Here is a 17,747-nt window from a genome sequence, read left to right on the forward strand (position 1 = left end):
ACCATTCTCTCCGAGAGACTCACCTATGCCGCTCAGCCTCTACCGGTCTCTGCTTGATCAGTTGAATCGTCCTGTGAACCCGGATCGCGCTTCGCTCGTGCAGGATGCCGCCGATGTGTGGAACAGGCCGGGATTCGACACCCTTCTCTCGATCCCCAGGCTGGGCTTCGAGCCGTTCGACTACCAGGTCGCCGCCGCGAAAACGGTGCTGCGCCGCATGCGGGGACGGGCCATCCTGGCCGATGAGGTGGGCCTGGGCAAGACGATCGAGGCCGGGCTGGTCCTGGCGGAGCTGCGCGCCCGCGGCATGGCTGCCCGTTCACTCGTCGTCACCCCGGCAGGACTGGTCGGCCAGTGGGGCGAGGAGCTCGGACGCAAGTTCGGTCTTCCCACCACCGTGGCGACCGGCAAGGGCTGGGACGACGACGGATCCGTCGTGGTGGCTTCGCTCGCCACGGCCCGGCGCGATCCGCTGCGCTCCAGACTCACCGCCGAGCCGTGGGACATCGTGATCATAGACGAGGCGCACCGGGTACGCGGCGCACGCAGCGCCTCGGGCAAGCTGGCCAGGGAACTCCGCGGCCGCCACTATCTGCTGCTGACCGCCACCCCCGTGGAGAACAGGCTCCAGGACCTGTACGAGCTGATCAGCATCGTCTCACCAGGTCTGCTCGGCACAGCCGCCCAGTTCAAGGCCAGGCACGGCGGCGGGGACACGCCGCGCAATCCCAGCGAGTTGCGGGCCCGGACCCGTGAGGTGATGGTAAGGCACCGCCGCAGCGAGGTGGCGGTGCTGCTGCCGCAGCGGCTCGCCGAGACCGCGCTGATCACACCTGCCGATGAGGAGGCCGCGTTCTACTCCGCCCTGCTGCGGCGGATCCGCTCCGAAGCCCGGGGTGCGGCGCACAGCCACCGGTTCACGCTGCGCAGCCTGGCCAAGCTGGCCGGTTCCAGTCCTGCCGCGGTCGCGCCCACCCTGGCCAAGATCGGCTGGGATGAGCTCGCCTCGGCGGCGCAGGCCGTACAGCGGCATGAGAAGACCGCAGAGTTGCTGCGCCGCCTGAAGCCGTTCGTCGAGCGGGATGAGAAGGTCCTGGTCTTCACCGCCTACCGGCAGACGCTGGACGGCCTCGCTCAGGCGCTGGCGGGCGAGGGGATCCCCGCCGCCGTCTACCACGGCAGCCTCTCGCGGCACGACAAGGACAAGGCGGTCGCGTCGTTCCGCGACGAAGCGCCGGTGCTGCTGTCCACCGAGTCCGCGGGCGAAGGCCGGAACCTGCAGTTCTGCCACGTTATGATCAACATGGATCTGCCGTGGAACCCGATGCAGATCGAGCAGCGACTGGGCCGGCTGCACCGGGTCGGCCAGACCCACGACGTGCTCCTCACCAACCTCGTCGCCCGCGGCACGATCGAGCAGCGCATCCTGCATGTCCTCGAAAGGAAGATCAACCTGTTCGAACTGGTCGTCGGGGAGCTCGACATGATTCTCGGCCGGGTCGACGACGACTTCGACTTCGAGGCCTCGGTCTTCGACGCGCTCGTCGCGGCTGGAGACGATGACGACTTCGGAGCCCGGCTGGAGTCACTCGGCGATGATCTGGCGCGGGCCCGCGCCGATTACCTGGCGGGCCGGGGCTCGATCGACGCTCTCGTAGGCGAGGACTGAATGACAACCGATTCGGGGCTGCGTTTCTGGCTGCGCTATGTCGAGACGGAAGGCGGACTGGCCGAGCCGGTGATCGACGGCAACCTGGTGTTGCTGCCGCCGGCGCTCGCGGCGGAGTTCGACCTTCCTGGTGAGCTGACGGTCACCTCCGACCCTGACGCGGCCCGCGAGGACGGCCTGACCTTCCTGGCGACCGGGCATCCCGCGCCCACCCGGGCCGCGGACCTGGTGCTGGCTCAAGGAGACGCCGGGATCGTCGCGCTCACTCCGCCCGCCTCCGTACCACCCAACGCGGACGTGTTGCTGGCCGCGGCCCGCGACCAGTTCCCCGTCGACCATGGCCGGATCGACCCGGCCGGCTCCCCGGCCGCGACAGTACGCCCGATGCTGCGGGTCGGCGTGCTGATCAGTTACTCCCTCTCAGCTGAAGATCACTTCCAGGAGCGAGCGGAGTGCTGGCTGGACGTGCGATCCAGGCTGCCCCTTCCAGACGCCTGGGTGCCCAAGCTCGTACGGCTCCCGCCTGCCGAGAAACCGCGGATGGATCTGCCCGGCGGGCTGGAGGAGGCGCTCACCGAAGCGCACCAGATCATCGAGACCACGGCACGCGCCCGGCGCGGCACGCTCGCCGGGCAGTCCCAGACGGCCTTCAGGCAGGAACAGCAGCGAGCCCGCGACTACTACGACGACCAGATCGCCTCAGTCGAGAACCGGCTCCGCGGCGCCGACGAGGAGCGGGCCGCCATCCTGACCGCGCGGCTCACGGCCACGCGGGAGGAACGGGCCCGGCGGCTCACCGAGATCGCCGAGAAATACCAGGCCCACCATGAGATCCGGCCCTACCGGCTGCATGTCGTCCAGGTGCCGGCGATCCGGTTCCCCGTCGACGTGTTACGCGGCTCCCGGCGCTATCCGCTGGTGCTCGACTACCTGACCCCGCTCGGGGCGTTCGCCGCATTGCGCTGCCCAAGCTGCGACAAGCCCGAACCACTGGTGGCCTCGAAAACCAAGCTGGGCTGCGAGTCCTGTCTGGCCAAGCCGGCGGAACCCGTGACATCTCCCCCGCCAGTCGGCCGTGACAGAGCGAAACCAGCCGGAGCCGCCCCCTCGGCGCCGGCCAAGGCCACACCACCGGTCAAACCGGTCGCGAAACCGGCGAAGACCGCGCCTCCGGAGGAATCTGCGGCGGCGCGACCGAAGGTCCTGCCGCCCAAGGCGAAGGCGCAGGCCGTCCCGAAGGCGGGTGAGAAACTCGCCCGGGAATTCTGGACGGCGACCACCCGGAGCGGCCTCGCCCTCTACCCCCTGCTCATGCCGGACTCTCCGGCCGCCACCCTGTTCCGGCTGTACGGCACCGGCGGACCCGGCATGCTCCTCGGCACGAAGACAGCCATAACGCACTGGACGACGGCCGCCTGCTCCTCTCACCCCGGACAGCCGGAGGCGGTGAGCGGCCAGGCACAGGCGGGCGACTACCTGTACAAATATCAGATCACCTGGCGGTTCGACGGGGACGTCCCCCGGGTCGAGGAACTCCTGCCGAACATCAATGAGCCCGGACGCAGGTTCCACCCGCACTGGATGGTCATCAGGGGTCTGGGACGTGGCACCCGGGACCTCGCCGCCCCGCGCGGCCTCGACCCGGTGGAGCGGTTGATCTGGAAGCACTCGCTGCCCTACTGCGGGCTACCACTCGTGCTGCGGATGCTCACCGCCTGGAACCGCATCCCCGACCAGGCCGTCGTGTGCCGATCACACCCGTCGAAGGCGATCGCGGCCGCCATCGACCGGATGATCGGCTACCGGGCCGGAGATCGCGGCCACTACAGCGAGGTCGCCGACCTGTATCACATCGACGAGGACCTCATCCGGACCGCGGACAAGACCCTGGCGCGCCGCCTGAAGCTGTCCGCGACTCAGCCGTGGTAAGGGAGACGAGCGTGAGTGAGCGGGGCCGCATTCGGTCTGGTGCTAGCCGTATGCAGACCTCACATGCGCGAAAAGCATTATGCTTACATCATGGACGCCACCTTGCAGGTCAGAGGGCTGGGTACGGAAGTGGTCGCCGAACTGAAAGCGCGGGCCGCGCGTAAGCGCATGTCGCTGTCCGCGTATGTGGCCGACATCCTCACCGAAGTCGCCGCCACTCCCTCCCCCGACACGATCAGAGAACGACTGGAGGCGCTCCGATCGCTCGGCGGCGGGGCGAGTCGTGACGACGTCGTCACCGAGATACGGAAGATCCGCGAGACGTGATCGTCATCGACAGCTCGGCGCTCGTCGAGGCCTTGGCCGGAGACACCGCCGCAGACGAACTGCTCGCACGCGTCGCCGAGAACCGGCTCCACATCCCTTACCTGCTCGACTACGAGTTCCGTAACGCCATACGCGGCCTGCTTCTCGGCGGGAAGATCAGTGAGGCCCGCGCCGAGGGAGCCCGGATCGTCAAGGCGGGCCTGCCCTTCACCCGTCACGCCGACGACCTGACCGCCGATCGCGCCTGGGACCTGCGAGCCAACTTCAACGGTTACGACGCCACCTACGTCGCCCTGGCCGAAGCGCTGGACTGCGCCCTGGTCACCACAGACGAGAAGATCTACAAGGTGGCGAGCAAGTACATCGACGTCGATCTCTGCTGATCTCTGGTCGGTTGTGAGTCCGTGCAACGTGAATATCCGCGGGCTGCCCTTCGCCTGTGTGTCGGCCTCAGCCGCGCATGCCCTTGTCGCGATCGAGCGTCAATCGGGAAGTGGTAGCGGACCGCCGTGGCCGGGCATGCCCCGGTCGGCCGGGATCGGCTCCTCGACCCCACCGTCGGCCGTGATGCCCTGGCCGCGGGTCTGCTCGGCGAGGCGCCGGTAGTAGGCCGAGACCGCGGCGAGCGCCTCGCGTGCCGTGTTCAGCAGCGTGGCTCCCGCCTGCTCGACGACGTCGGCCTCGTGGATCTCGAACGCCCGGATCCCTTCCAGCACCGCGGTTTTCAGGTCGCGCAGCAGTTGGACGTCGGCGTGCGCGTAGCTGCGGCACAGCGCCGAGACCCGCCGGAAGTCGTCCCCGGCGAGCAGCGACTCCTTGACGGCGGATACGGAATGCCGGACCAGCCCGACGTCCGGCCGCGCGGACATGGCGGCGAGATCGGCGTCGAAGGACCGGAGGTCCAGGTGCGGATCGCAGAAGCCGGCGGTGAGTTGCCACAGGGCGCGCAGGTCCTCGTGCACCAGCCCGTCCAGATAACTGACCAGGAACCGCCGGTGCGCCTCGAGGACGTACTGCGCCTTGAAGGGTGTCAGCTCCCGGGGATCCTCACCCAGGGTGGTGACCAACGTGGTGAACTCGTAGTCGGAGGTCAACGCGTTTTCCATGCCGACCAGCAGGTACACGAACCGTGCCCAGGTCCGGAACAGTTCTTCCAGCGGCAGCGCGCGCAGACCGTCCTCGGTGAGCACCACGCCCCACCGGCCGCCGAACCGCAACCGGCGCAGGTGGCCGATCTGGTACATCGCGAGTTGGGAGTCGATCTCGGCGTGCGCGTGGTGCAGCACTTTCCGGTACGCCCCGGTCGCGTCGAGCCCGACGTGGTTGCGGACGATCTGCGGCCCGCCGATGTGCAGGTGCAGGAATTCGCCGACGTCGAACACCGCGCCGCCGATCGCCATCCAGTAGCCCGCCTCCGCGGTGTTGCGCCGCGCCAGATCCGACACCTCGAAGCGGGGCCCCTGCTGCGCGTGGCCCAGATAGGTGGTGAAGACGTCCTGGCCCAGACGTCCGTCGGCCACCAACCGGCGGAGGAACTCACGGCCGTCGCCGGGCACGATGTCGGTCAACGCCTGGAGCACGGCGGTGGCGAACGGTGCGCTGCCGCACACGTAGACGAATGCGCCGCGACCGCCGTCGTCGGTGGACCGCAGCAGCTCCCAGAGCGCGTCCGCCTCGGCGCGGACCAGGTCGTCCACCCGGCTCCGCCGTCCGGCCTGGACGACGTGGCGCCGGCCGTCGAATCCGACCGCGGCATCGGCACGGGAGAACGCGACGGAGAGTTTCAGCCGGCCCGCGGCCGCCGCCGTGTCCAGGTCCGCGTGCTCGACGAATTCCTCCGGCGTCCGGATCCCCAGATAGAGCCGGTTCTCCCCCGAACCGGTGCGGGCGGCGACGAACCCCAGGAACGGGGCGATCCCGGAACCGGCCGCGAACATGACGACGGGCCGGGCCGGATCGGCCGGCAGCCGGAACCGGGGCGTGGGGACGATCTGCAGCGACAGCCGGTGCCGGCCCTCGGCGCTCACCCGGCGCAGGAAATGCGATGCCGTGCCCTGCCGTTCCCTCGGGTACGACCACGGCGTCTGGGCGGAGGTGTAGCCGAGGCCGGCGACCACCAGCTTCAGTGTGGTGGCCGGCTCGCCGGGCGGCGGCGCCGAGGCGATCGAATACAGCCGGAACGGCTCGGGCGGAACCACCGCGCAGAACGCGTCGTCCTCGCGTGGGTCGGCCTTCCACAGCCGGGTGACGTCATATCCGCCCGCGTACAACAGGTTCAGGACGTCCCACAGCTCCCACTGGTCCTCCATGCGGGCGTCCACCACCCGCTGCCACGAGCCCACGGCCGTCAGCTTCACCAGCCGTTTGGCCACGTCCCGTCCGATCGGCCGGAGCCGGGCGAAGCGCAGCAGTGTCCGCAGCGGCAGCACGTCGACGTCGCCGTATCCTGCCCGGCAGGCCACCGCCGCTCGCCACCGCGGGGTGAGCCGCACCAGCTCGTCGCCGGTCGCCTGCAGGGCGGCGACGGTGCGGCGTACCAACTCGTCGTCGTTCTCGGCCAGCACGCCGACCCGGTCGCCGGGCAGGTGGTGCACGCCCTGCCCGGTGACGTCGATGTCCAGATAGCAGGTCCAGGCGCCGGACTCTGCGGTGACGACCCGGCCCCGGCGGGCGGTCCCGAACACCACCGGCGGACCCACCGGCGGGCGGCGCTCATCGCGGGCGATGGCCAGTTGGTCGTCCACCCTGTCCCAGGTCCGGTCCTTGAACAGTCCGGTGAACCGGGCGCCGGTCGTCACCTGGCGGCCGACCTTGAACGCCACCTCCAGGAAGCCGTACGTCTTGACGCGGTGCAGGCCCATCCAGCCGCGGTCGCCCAGATAGGCGTCGAGCACGGCGTTGTAGACGCCGCGCAGGGTGCTGTTGCGGGTGTCCTCGACGTACTGTCGCACCGACACCTCGCGTAACGCGGCGATCAGCTCCTGCCAGTGCCGGGGGAAGAATCCGGCGAGGTAGGTGCTCTGCCGCCCGACCACCGAGCCGTAGTCCCGGCGCTCGAGAAACGCGTCCAGCGCGTGGATCTGCGGTTGCGCGGTCCCGCTCGGGCTGGGTGCGCCGTCGAAGATCGGAACGCCCGCGGTGCCGACCGTCTTGGCCCACAACACCTGGTCGAGCGGGTGCCGGGCTCGGGGGTTGGGATCGAGCTGCGGATAAATGGTCTGGGTGACGTGCTGCAGCCGGTCGAGGATCACCAGGAGCGCGCGCTCCAAGGAGGCGGGATCGTCCGCGACGACGGCCTCCTGAGCCGCCAGCATGGCGCCCAGCACGGGCGTGAGCTCCATCGCGAATTCGGTGGTGACCAGGTAGAACACCTGCTCCGCCGGGTTGTTCCAGGCCGGCACGAGCAGGTCCATGTTGTCCAGCGCCCGCGGCCCGGCGGGATCGCGCAGCCGCCAGTTGTAGAAGAACAGATCGATGTAGGAGACGGCCGGGATCTCCTTGCCCAGCCGGCGCGAGACCGTGGTCCACGGCCGCAGCAGCGACTCGGGCAGAGCGGTCGGCGGATCGATCGCCATGTACTGATAGGCGTGGGCGAAAACGCCGAGCAGAGTCGAGGCGCGCAACAGGTATCGGTCGGGCAACGCCTCGGGCCGGGCGTCGAGCACCGGCATCGCGTCGAACGCCCGGCGCAGCGACAGCCGGCGGAACAGCTCGGGGAGCTGATCGGTCATCTCGTCCCAGGCGCGGTGCGACTCCGCGAATGCCTGCAGCGGCGGCTCGACCGGCAGAAATCCGTGCGCGAGCGACAGGAATCCGTCGAGTTCGTGCCCGGCCCGCCGGTTGTACGCCTCGGCGGCCTCCACCACGCGTCGTGCGGCGATGCGCGGCGGCCCGACCGGCCGCAGCACGGTCATCTGGCTCGGATCGATGAGCCCCGTCGCGTCCGAGTCGAAGAACGTCCAGGTCAGCTCATATCGGCCGATGCGCATCCGATCCCCGGGGACGAGCACCCGGCGCGTCACCCGCACGTCGTTCACGTAGGTTCCGTTGGAGCTGCCGAGATCGGTGAGCACCAACTGGTCGTCGACGGTCTCGAGCCGTGCGTGGCGCCGGGAGACGGTGTCGTCGTCCAGCACCACCGCCGCCGCGCCGCCGTCCCGGCCGAGAGTCGCCGGCAGCGTGCACACCCGCTCGATGGTCTCTCGGGTGTGCCGATCGGTGAGAACAAGCCGGAGCTCAGGAATGGTAGATCACCGCCCGGCACAGATCGGCCCGGGACAGCGTGCCCACGAGGGTCCCGTCGTCGACCACGGGAAGCCTTCGGATCCCGCGGTCGATCATCACGATCGCCGCGCGGGCGAGTTCGTCGGTCGATCGGACCGTCACCACGTCGCGCACGACGAGTGGGTCGATGACGCGGTCGGCGAGGGCGCGGCCCCGCTCCAGGAAGATCCGGAACGCGTCGGCGAGCGTGCCACCGGCGGCGGACACGTCGTCGAAGCCGGGCAGCATGGCCCGCACCAGGTCCTCCTCGGACAGCGACCCGACGAACCGGCCGTCGTGGTCCAGGACCACCAGTTGGCCGACCTCCGACACGCTGATCACCTCGGCCGCCCGCCGGATGGTCGCGCCGAGCCGTATGTAGGCCGGGAATGCCGTCATGACGTCACTGACCAGCACGCCACCTCCCAGGTCCGCCGTCCGCACAAATCGGCCACCGGCCATTCATTTGGAACGATTTTCCGGGAGTATAGATCCACCCGAATGAGGTGTACACCCACCTACAAGGACGCGGTCGGCACGTACGTCAGGCAGGCCGTCAACGGGAGCGCGGACGACGGCGACCTGAGCCGGGCCGTTTCACGTACGACGGGCCGCCTCCTGACCAGGAGACGGCCCGCACCCTGCGCTACAGGTCATCGCATCAGAGAACGCGGAGGATGTCCTCCACTCGTTCCTTCGCGTCGCCGAAGAGCATCGCGCTGTTCTCCCGGAAGAACAGGGGATTCTGCACTCCGGCGTAGCCGGAGGCCATCGAGCGCTTGAACACGATGACGTTGTCGGCCTCCCACACCCTGAGGACGGGCATTCCGGCGATGGGGCTGCTCGGGTCCTCGGTGGCCGCGGGGTTGACCGTGTCGTTGGCCCCGATGACCAGCACGACCGAGGTGCTCGCGAAATCGTCGTTGATCTCGTCCATCTCCAGGACGATGTCGTAGGGCACCTTGGCCTCGGCGAGCAGCACGTTCATGTGGCCGGGGAGGCGGCCTGCCACCGGGTGGATGCCGAAGCGGACGTCGACGCCCTTCTCACGCAGCTTGCGGGTGAGCTCGGCGACGCCGTGCTGCGCCTGGGCGACCGCCATGCCGTACCCGGGGGTGATGACGACGGAGTCGGCTGTGGTGAGCAGCTTCGCTACCTCCTCGGCCGTGACCTCCCGGTGCGTGCCGTAGTCGGCGTCGTCGGCGGCGGGCCCGGCCTCGATGCCGAAACCACCGGCGATCACGGAGATGAAGGACCGGTTCATCGCCTTGCACATGATGTAGGAGAGGTAGGCGCCCGAAGAGCCGACGAGTGCGCCGGTGACGATGAGCAGATCGTTCTCGAGCAGGAAACCCGAGGCGGCCGCGGCCCAGCCGGAGTAGCTGTTGAGCATCGACACGACCACCGGCATGTCGCCCCCACCGATGGAGGCGACCAGGTGCCAGCCCAGCAGCAGGGCGATCACGGTGACGGAGATCAGCAGCCACAGTTGCGGCTCGATCACGAACCATGCCGTGAGTACGCCGAACGCGGCGAGCGCACCGAGGTTGAGGAAGTTCTTGCCCGGCAGCATCAGCGGGTTGGACTTGATCTTGGCGGACAGCTTCAGGTAGGCCACGATCGAGCCGGTGAAGGTCACGGCGCCGATGAACACGCCGATGAAAACCTCGGCGCTGTGGATGCCGAGCATGTGCTGGGCGCGCAGCAGGCCGGCCTCGGCGTCGCCCAGGTCGGCCTCCACGTGGAGGTACCCGTTCCATCCGACGAGCACGGCGGCGAGACCCACGAAACTGTGCAGCAGCGCGATCAGCTCCGGCATGCCGGTCATCTCGACCCTGCTCGCCCGGTGCAGGCCGATCGCGGCGCCGATGAGGACCGCCACGATCAGCAGGGTCAGACCGAGGCCGCTGATGCCCTGATCGATCGCGAGTGCGATGGTCGCCGCCAGCGCCAGGGTCATGCCGGCGATGCCGAACGTGTTGCCCGCCTTGGCGGTCTCGTGCTTGGACAGACCGGCCAGCGCCAGGATGAAGAGCAGGGCGGCGACGATGTAGGCCGCCTGCGCTCCCGTTTCGATGGTCACTGGATCAGCTCCTGGAGAACATGGCGAGCATGCGGCGCGTCACCGCGAAGCCACCGAAGACGTTGATGCCGGCCATCAGGATCGCGACGAACGACAGCGCGGTCACGACGTTGTCGCCGTGCCCGAGTTGCAGCAGGGCGCCGACGACGATGATCCCCGAGATCGCGTTGGTCACCGACATCAGCGGTGTGTGCAGAGCGTGGTGCACGTGTCCGATCACGTAGTAGCCGATGACGATCGCCAGTGCGAAGACTGTGAGATGCCCCCGCAGGGCGGCCGGCGACAGTGCCGTGAGCAGGAACAGCGCGGCTGCGCCGACCCCGGCCAGCGCCAACCGCCGGCGCGCCGAGACCGGCCGCTTCTCCTGCGGCTCGGCCGGGGCGGTCGTCGAAGGAGCGGTGCTGGGCGCCGGCGCCGCGGACACCGACACCGGCGGGGGCGGCCAGGTGAGCTCGCCGTCGCGTACGACGGTCATCGAGCGTTGGACGACATCCTCGAAATCCAGAACGAGCCGTCCGTCCCGGTCCGGTGTCATCAGCTTCATCAGGTTCACCAGATTGGTGCCGTACAGCTGCGACGCCTGCGCGGGCAGCCGACCGGCCAGATCGGTGTAGCCGATGATCGTCACGCCGTTGTCGGTGACCACCGCCTCACCCGCGACGGCGCCCTCGACGTTTCCCCCGTTGGCCGCGGCCATGTCGACGATCACGCTGCCCGGCTTCATGCTCGCCACCATCTCGGCGGTGATCAGCCGCGGCGCCGGTTTGCCGGGAATGAGCGCCGTGGTGATGATGATGTCGACGTCCTTGGCCTGCTCAGCGTACAGCTGGGCGGCGCGCCGGCTGTAGTCGTCCGACATCTCCTTGGCGTAGCCGGTCGCGGACACCTCCACGTCCGCGGTCTCGATGGCCAGGTACTCGCCGCCCAGCGACCTGACCTGGTCGGCCACCTCCGGCCGCGGGTCCGTCGCCCGCACGATCGCGCCCAGGCTGCCGGCGGTGCCGATCGCCGCCAGGCCGGCGACGCCCGCGCCCGCGACGAGCACCTTGGCCGGCGGGACCTTGCCCGCCGCGGTCACCTGGCCGGTGAAGAACCGGCCGAACACGTGCGCCGCCTCCACAACCGCCCGGTAACCGGCGATGTTGGCCATCGACGACAACACGTCCAGCGACTGCGCCCGCGAGATCCGCGGTACGGCGTCCATCGACAGCGCCGTGATCGGTCGCCGGGAAAGGTCCTCGACCAGACTCGGGTTCAGCCGCGGGTTCAGCATGCTGATCAACGTGGCGCCCCCGGGCAGCCCGTCCAGTTGCTCGACCGGCGGGGCGTCGATCGCGAACACGATGTCGGCCGCCAGCGCGTCGCCGATCACCGCGCCGGCCTTCGCGTACGCGTCGTCAGAGAACGAGGCGGCCACACCGGCACCCGGCTCCACCACCACCTGGTAACCCAGCTTGACCAGCTCCACGACGGTGGCAGGGGTCGCCGCCACGCGTGCCTCGCCCGGGCGCGACTCCCTGAGCACGCCGATGATCACTACTAACCTCCGCTGTTCAGGACTGCAGACGATTCGAGATCGTTAATATAAGAAAGTGCACCTCTATCCGTAAGGATGCGACTGCTAGATCAAATCCGCCACAGAATCGGGTGCACCATGTCCCGGTGAATCGTAGCGATGGGGCCATCGGCTCTCTGTCGCCGGGGACCCCAAGGGACCCCTCGCCACCGATCGCAACATCAGCCTGCCCCAGCCAGTTGTTCACGCCACGGCCCGTCGACAGCGCAACCCATGACTTGGACCATCGCGGGACGGGCCCCGACAACCTCATCTGCCCGGTCGGGGTCGTCGTGTCGGTATTCGTGCTCGCCTTTGGCACTCTCGGCGGCAAGCCGGGCCTCGTGGGGCTCACGCCGGGGTCCCTGCTGCTCGACGCCGCGATGCAGCCCGGGATGATTGAGTCTCATAAAAGTTACGGAATCCACGCAATCACCTCATAGACACCTCACCTACCGCGTTTCGATCTACGCTCTCCCCTGTCCCCATTCCCTCCGTATCTGGAGTCACAGGTGCGACTCTCCTCCCGGGCACTCGCCGTTCTCGCGTCGTCCGCCGCGCTGGTCACCCCCCTCACGATCGCGACACCCGCCGATGCCGCCGCCCGACCCGCGAAAGTCCCCAAGGGCGCCATCTCGGTGAAGGTCAAGAAGATCGTCGACGGGGACACCATCGACGTCGTCAACAGCAGGGGCAAGACGATGCGGGTGCGCCTCCTGGAGATCGACACCCCCGAGCGGGGTCAGTGCTGGTTCGACGCGGCCACCGCCCGTACCGCGGCCCTGCTGCCGGTCGGGAAGATCGCCTACGTGCTGAAGGACAAGGACCCCAAGGACGGGTACGGGCGGCACCTGTTCTACGTGTGGAACTCCGGCGGCTCGTTCGTGAACCGCGCCCTGGTCCGGTACGGCTACGCCAAGGCCGTGCTGTACCAGCCGAACGACAAGTACATCAAGGTCATGCGTGCCGACGAAGCCAAGGCACGGTCCGCCAGGCTGCGCATCTGGTCCGGCAAATGCGACACCAGCACCGAAACCAACCCCCCGACGAATCGGCCGTCCCCGACCCAGCCCCCCTCCTCGGGAACCGACCCCAGGTTCTCGACCTGCGCCGAGGCCAACCGCAACGGATACGGGCCCTACTACCGAGGCAGAGACCCCGAGTACTCCTGGTACCGGGACCGGGACGGCGACGGCATCGTCTGTGAGCGCTGAGCCGCCTCGCCCGTACGGTCCCTGGGGTGACTACCGGCCGAAGGCGTGGCGCAGGGTGTACTCGACGGTGGCGAACTCGCCGCCCTGACGCTGGTCACCGGTGAAGTAGCTCGGCGCGCCAGGGATCCGGCCCGCGTATGCCTCGGCGTCGTCGAGCGGGTGGTAACCGAGGCGGCCGTCCAGTTCCCAGAACCGGCGGGTGTTGGCGGAGACCGCGTAGGCGGCGGTGAAGGTGATGCCTGGCCGGGTCAGCGCGGCCCAGACGAATCCGGCACAGTCACGCGGGCTCAGCCAGGTGGCCAGATGCCGCGGCTCGGTCGGCTCGGGTTCGAGGCTGCCGATGCGCAGGCACACCACCTGAAGTCCGAACTTGTCGGCGTAGAGGCGCCCCAGGGCCTCCACGGCGACCTTGCTGACGCCGTACAGCCCGTCGGGGCGGGGCGGCATCTCGGCCGAGACCGTCTGCGCGGCCGGGTAGCAGCCGCTCAGCCGATTGCTGCTCGCCAGCACCACACGCCTGGTCCCGCTGCGTCGCGCCGCCTCCAGCACGTGGTGGGTACCCAGCACGTTGCCGTCCAGCAGGTCGGCCAGCGGCGCCTCGTCCGGCACTCCGGCCAGGTGCACGACCGCGTCGGCGCCCTCGATGACGCTCACCACGTCCTCGACAGCGGTCAACCGGACATGGCGGACCTCCTCGTTCGCCCCGCCGGCGATCATCGGCACCTGATCGACCGAGATCAGCCGGCGCAGCCGACCCCGCAAAGCCTCCCTCAGCACCGATCCGACCCGCCCGGCGGCACCGGTGAGAACGACCGTCTCCACTGTCATGACCGAAGCTTCTCACCGGCCACCGACACTTGCGTGGAAAGCCTCTCGGCCGACCATCGCCGACGATCCGCAGCCGGCGGCATCTCACGCTCCTCCGCTCGAGGATGGCAGGTGCCCCGATGTGAGTGCGTCCACCACGGCTCTTACCAACTGTTCGCCCTTCTCGGCTGCGTGGAGGAGGTGAATCCTCAGCTCTTCCGCGCGCTGGAAAACCGCACCGTAGACCCGTTGCTCGGCAAGGGCCGGGAGTCTGGGAACCACCGCCCGCCGGATGTCCCTCCGCCCCTGAGACGTTGAACTGCCGCCCATGGCGTGGAGGTTATGGGCGCTGCGTAGAAAACCGGCGAGGAACTGAGCATCCACGAGATCTGGGTTCACGCGAACCAGTTGTTGCGGTGGTGACACAGTCGTCGGCTGAGCGACCACCTCTACGTGGAGCCGCTCTCCCCCGGGTATGACAACGACATCCCCCGGCGTGCTCGGCACTTCTTCCGACTTGCCGGGACGAATCACCGTCAGCACGCCGGCGGCTGCCAGATCCGCAAGGGTGGTGAGGGCGAACGTCGCCGACGGAGAATCGTCGAATCCCTTCGGAAGCAGCCGGCGAATCGTCGCCAACTGCTCCTCGATGTCCGCCGAGAGGGACGCCACGTCGTGGGACGTCACTCGCCCAAGGGCCAGATAACGCGATGGATTCAGATCAGTCTCATCGTCGAGCAGATCCAGCACAGAGACCGCCCGCACGGCGGGAGCTTCGGGAGCTTCACGATATGGCTCAGCCTGAAACCGCTCCCATACCGCGATGATCTCGTCAAGCCGGCCGGTGTCCGCTTCTGCCGGTACTGCAGCGAACAATACGGTCGATGGGATGCGATCACCGGGCAGCGGCCTTTTCAGCAGCCATAGATGGGCGGGAATTCCGGCGCTTGAGGCCAGGGCCGATGGCACCTCGATGACGGCGCGCAAGGCACCCCTGCGGATCAGTTCCGCTCGGATCCTGCGGCCCGACCTTCGGCCGGCTGCGGCTACCGGCATGAGCATCACAGCCAAGCCGCCCGGCTTGACGTGAGCGAGCGCGTGCTGGACCCAGGCCAACTCGGGCTCTGCGCCAGGAGGCAGGCCGTACTCCCAGCGCGGATCGGCGGCCAACTCATCACGTCCCCAGTCACGTTCGTTGAAGGGCGGATTGCAGATGACGCCGTCCACCTGCACGCCCGAGAAGGCATCGGCCCGCAGGGCGTCTCCGTTGCGAACGTCCGCCTCGTCACTCATCAGCGCCAGCCGTACGGCTGCCAGCCCGGCCAGGTCAGGGTCGATTTCCTGCCCCAGGAGGCGCCTCGCCGTCGAGTCGGCGGACACGAGCAGGGTTCCCGTACCGCAGGCCGGGTCCAGGATGGTGCGCGCATCCCGGCCCATCAGACGCACCATGAAAGCGGCGAGTGGCGGCAAAGTCGCGGCGAAGCTCCGCTGATGCGCCTCAAGGAATCGTGCGATGAAGAATTCGAACAGCGCCGTTTCCCCATGGGTCTTCGCCAGATCGGCGACAGCGCGGAAGAGCGGCGCCGTCCGCGGGGGAAGGGCGGCGGGAAACCCGCTGCTCCCCCCGGAAGAGCGCCTGATCTCCCGGGGAAGCTCCACTTCCAGGACTTCGTCAGTGGCGTCTGCCCAGCGGGACCATCCAGCGGAGCGGAGGTAATGCAGGAACCATCCTGTCGCGGTGAGCACCTCGGCCAGCCGTAGGTCACCTCCGACGGCCCTCAACTGCTGCCAGACCCGTCCCTCGGCCGAGAGCCGAACCTTGCGCCGGTGCGTGCGCAGCCACACCTCGACCTGCTCCAGTGAGAACAACGGACTGGCGGCGGTTCCGCCGACCGGCTGAGGAAAGTCGTCGTACCGGCGTCGCCAGTTGCTCACCGCGGCTCGATCAATTCCGGCCAATCGGGCTATTTCCGCACCCGTCAGCAAGACGTCGCCACCCATCACGACCTCCTGGTTCGTGTGATACCGGCACCCTACCCATTCTGACTAGTTCGCGTCGAGCACGTGAAACTTGCTTGTTTGCTACGCGAACAGATGCTGTACTTGTGCGCAGCGCTCACCTTCCCCTTCGGAGTGATACATGGACTGGAACACGCTCACCGGCAACCCGCAGATCATCCGGCTCTCGGCGAGCATGCTCGACCGACGTCAGAGCGACTGCCGTGACTTCGCCGCGATCAAGTCCCGCCCGCAAGTCCGGCCACGGACCTACGATCAGCGCCGCTACCCGCCATGGGTGGATTTTCCGCTCGGACTGGTCATGAGTGTGCTGGACGCCGTGGAGTTCGACGGCGACGAAATCGACCGGGCGCTCGACAAAGTGACCAAGGAGAGCCGGGACCGCCTGCATCCTGGCGTCGCCTCATGGATCAGGCATGCATGCCATACCTATCGCGACGTCGCGGACTCTCTGGCCGCTGAGCTCGCCGACGACGGAATCGACGTACGACCCGAACGCAGTCCCCGGATCTCTCAGTTCGGCTCGTCCTCGGCCGAAATGCGTTCACTGACCGCGTGGGGCCGCTGGTACGTCTCGGCGGACGGATCTTTGGTGGAGTTCCGGCGGCTGCGTATGCGACGTCCGTTCGGCGCCGCCGATGATGCGTCAACGCTCGCGATGGCCTATGTCGCCGGCACCGGGGATCCCGTTCAGGACCATCGGGAGCTCTACAACGCGATCCCGGTCCCGGTCCACAAGGGCGTTCCTCGGCCGCAGCGGGTTCGGGTGGTCGAGGTCGGCCTCACCGACGGCGCCGACAAGGCCCTGGTCGACGCGAGCCCGGAAGAGGTCCGGCAGTCCTACCAGGCAGCGGTACGGCCCACCGCCGCCGAACTGCTCACCGGCGGCGGAAGGACCCCCGGCCAGGACTGCGCCGTGTGCAAGATCCAGGTCTCCTGCGACTCCCTGCCCACAGCGCCCGGGCTGCTCGGCCTGGCCGATCGGGGGACCCATCGCCGCACCTGGTCGATCACCACCTCACGCCAGTACGAGGTCTGCCCCGCCCAGGCGCACCTGCGCGAGCTCAGGATCCCTGGAGAGTCGGAGACGAGCGTCGCGGTCCAGCGAGGCCGCGCCGTCCACCGCTGGCTGGAGGCGGCGCACACGCGCGGCAGAGCCTGCACCCTGGCGGATCTGCCGGACGTGGAGGCGGATGACTGCGGCATCGCGGACACCCTGATGGACCGTGCGGACTATCACCAGGCCAGGCCCTACCTCCTTCAGCACGTGGACATCTGTCCCCTACGCGGTCCTGGAGTGATCACCGAGATCCGGCCCGAGCCGAAGGTCGCGGCCTACGACCCGCTCGCCGACGTGGTGGTGCTCACCAGCCCCGACCTCCTGCGCCGAGTGGACGGTCGCTTGGTCTACCGGGAGCTCAAGACCTCGGCGGTGCCCCGTGGCATCACCGCGGAGAACGCGCTGACCATGGTGCCTCAGCTCGCCCTGGCGGTGTGCCTGATCGCGACCGGCGTGTTCGGAGACACGTCCGGGCTGGTCGAGCTGGAACAACTGCACGTGGACAGCGCTGAGCCCGTTCTGACGTTCGACGCGGCCGATCCGGAGGTCGTCGCGACCGCACGTGCCGTCATCCATGAGCGCGTCCGGCCCTGGCACGGCGACGTGGCGTTCCACGCGAACCCGGGCTGGTGGTGCCGTTCCTGCCCGGTGGCGCGATGGTGCCCCGAGGCGTCCGCCGCGGACGCGAGCACCTGTTTCGACCCCGCCACCGGGGAGGTCCTGCCGGCTCGCGGCGCCTTGGACCCCCGCGTCGAGGCGATCGCCGCCATGGTCGCCGAGCCCGAGATCGACGACGAGCCGCCCTTCTGACGGAAGCGGAG

At 68.7% G+C, this 17,747-nt stretch carries 12 protein-coding genes; 6 read left to right on the forward strand and 6 right to left on the reverse strand.

The genetic code is table 11. The features are described from left to right. Window positions 1–61 precede the first annotated feature (61 nt). From Mth01_RS01810 to Mth01_RS01825, 4 genes are all read left to right on the forward strand, one after another. On the forward strand, window positions 62–1,669 hold the full coding sequence (locus tag Mth01_RS01810) for a DEAD/DEAH box helicase (RefSeq protein ID WP_204010194.1): 1,608 nt from the start codon (window positions 62–64) through the stop codon (window positions 1,667–1,669). Then, window positions 1,670–3,598, forward strand: coding sequence for a hypothetical protein (locus tag Mth01_RS01815; protein WP_204010196.1), 1,929 nt, complete (start codon window positions 1,670–1,672; stop codon window positions 3,596–3,598). Window positions 3,599–3,688: 90 nt separating this feature from the next. Then, window positions 3,689–3,925, forward strand: a complete 237-nt coding sequence (locus tag Mth01_RS01820) for a FitA-like ribbon-helix-helix domain-containing protein (protein ID WP_204010198.1) — start codon at window positions 3,689–3,691, stop codon at window positions 3,923–3,925. Beyond that, window positions 3,922–4,308 (forward strand): type II toxin-antitoxin system VapC family toxin, encoded by a 387-nt coding sequence (locus Mth01_RS01825; RefSeq protein WP_204010200.1) that lies wholly within the window; start codon window positions 3,922–3,924, stop codon window positions 4,306–4,308. Before Mth01_RS01820 ends, Mth01_RS01825 begins: the two co-directional genes overlap by 4 nt. Window positions 4,309–4,407: 99 nt before the next feature. Here the strand turns inward: Mth01_RS01825 and Mth01_RS01830 are convergent, their stop codons facing one another. The 4 genes from Mth01_RS01830 to Mth01_RS01845 all read right to left on the reverse strand — a co-directional run bounded on the left by Mth01_RS01830 (window position 4,408) and on the right by Mth01_RS01845 (window position 11,808). Beyond that, entirely contained in the window at window positions 4,408–8,112 is a 3,705-nt protein-coding gene (locus Mth01_RS01830; RefSeq protein ID WP_204010203.1) for an FHA domain-containing protein, read from the reverse strand. 49 nt (window positions 8,113–8,161) lie between these two features. Then, the gene (locus Mth01_RS01835; RefSeq protein WP_204010206.1) at window positions 8,162–8,605 is read right to left on the reverse strand and encodes a CBS domain-containing protein; all 444 of its coding nucleotides are present in this window, start codon (window positions 8,603–8,605) and stop codon (window positions 8,162–8,164) included. Window positions 8,606–8,849: 244 nt separating this feature from the next. After that, window positions 8,850–10,271 (reverse strand): Re/Si-specific NAD(P)(+) transhydrogenase subunit beta, encoded by a 1,422-nt coding sequence (gene pntB, locus Mth01_RS01840; RefSeq protein WP_204010209.1) that lies wholly within the window; start codon window positions 10,269–10,271, stop codon window positions 8,850–8,852. 4 nt (window positions 10,272–10,275) lie between these two features. Then, window positions 10,276–11,808, reverse strand: coding sequence for a Re/Si-specific NAD(P)(+) transhydrogenase subunit alpha (locus tag Mth01_RS01845; RefSeq protein ID WP_204010211.1), 1,533 nt, complete (start codon window positions 11,806–11,808; stop codon window positions 10,276–10,278). A gap of 530 nt (window positions 11,809–12,338) precedes the next feature. Here Mth01_RS01845 and Mth01_RS01850 point away from each other — a divergent pair. Further along, the gene (locus Mth01_RS01850) at window positions 12,339–13,040 is read left to right on the forward strand and encodes a thermonuclease family protein (RefSeq protein ID WP_204010214.1); all 702 of its coding nucleotides are present in this window, start codon (window positions 12,339–12,341) and stop codon (window positions 13,038–13,040) included. Window positions 13,041–13,070: 30 nt separating this feature from the next. Here Mth01_RS01850 and Mth01_RS01855 read toward each other — a convergent pair whose 3' ends face one another. Together Mth01_RS01855 and Mth01_RS01860 are read right to left on the reverse strand one after the other, a co-directional pair. Next, window positions 13,071–13,868 carry an NAD-dependent epimerase/dehydratase family protein gene (locus tag Mth01_RS01855; RefSeq protein ID WP_204010215.1) on the reverse strand — a complete coding sequence of 266 codons (798 nt, stop codon included), beginning with the start codon at window positions 13,866–13,868 and terminating at the stop codon, window positions 13,071–13,073. 84 nt (window positions 13,869–13,952) lie between these two features. Further along, the gene (locus tag Mth01_RS01860) at window positions 13,953–15,848 is read right to left on the reverse strand and encodes an N-6 DNA methylase (protein WP_204010217.1); all 1,896 of its coding nucleotides are present in this window, start codon (window positions 15,846–15,848) and stop codon (window positions 13,953–13,955) included. Between the two features lie 139 nt (window positions 15,849–15,987). On the opposite strand from Mth01_RS01860, the gene Mth01_RS01865 reads away from it, so the two are divergent. Next, window positions 15,988–17,736, forward strand: a complete 1,749-nt coding sequence (locus Mth01_RS01865) for a PD-(D/E)XK nuclease family protein (protein ID WP_204010219.1) — start codon at window positions 15,988–15,990, stop codon at window positions 17,734–17,736. The last annotated feature ends 11 nt before the right edge of the window (window positions 17,737–17,747 follow it).

The sequence above is a fragment of the Sphaerimonospora thailandensis genome, from assembly GCF_016863115.1.
GTDB classification, from domain to species: Bacteria; Actinomycetota; Actinomycetes; order Streptosporangiales; family Streptosporangiaceae; genus Sphaerimonospora; species Sphaerimonospora cavernae.

Bases quoted from the DNA above. Each gene is read 5' to 3' on its own strand.
- Mth01_RS01815 (WP_204010196.1), top strand. From the start codon at position 1,670: ATGACAACCGATTCGGGGCTGCGTTTCTGGCTGCGCTATGTCGAGACG.
- Mth01_RS01820 (WP_204010198.1), top strand. From the start codon at position 3,689: ATGGACGCCACCTTGCAGGTCAGAGGGCTGGGTACGGAAGTGGTCGCC.
- Mth01_RS01855 (WP_204010215.1), bottom strand. From the start codon at position 13,868: ATGACAGTGGAGACGGTCGTTCTCACCGGTGCCGCCGGGCGGGTCGGA.
- Mth01_RS01860 (WP_204010217.1), bottom strand. From the start codon at position 15,848: ATGGGTGGCGACGTCTTGCTGACGGGTGCGGAAATAGCCCGATTGGCC.
- Mth01_RS01865 (WP_204010219.1), top strand. From the start codon at position 15,988: ATGGACTGGAACACGCTCACCGGCAACCCGCAGATCATCCGGCTCTCG.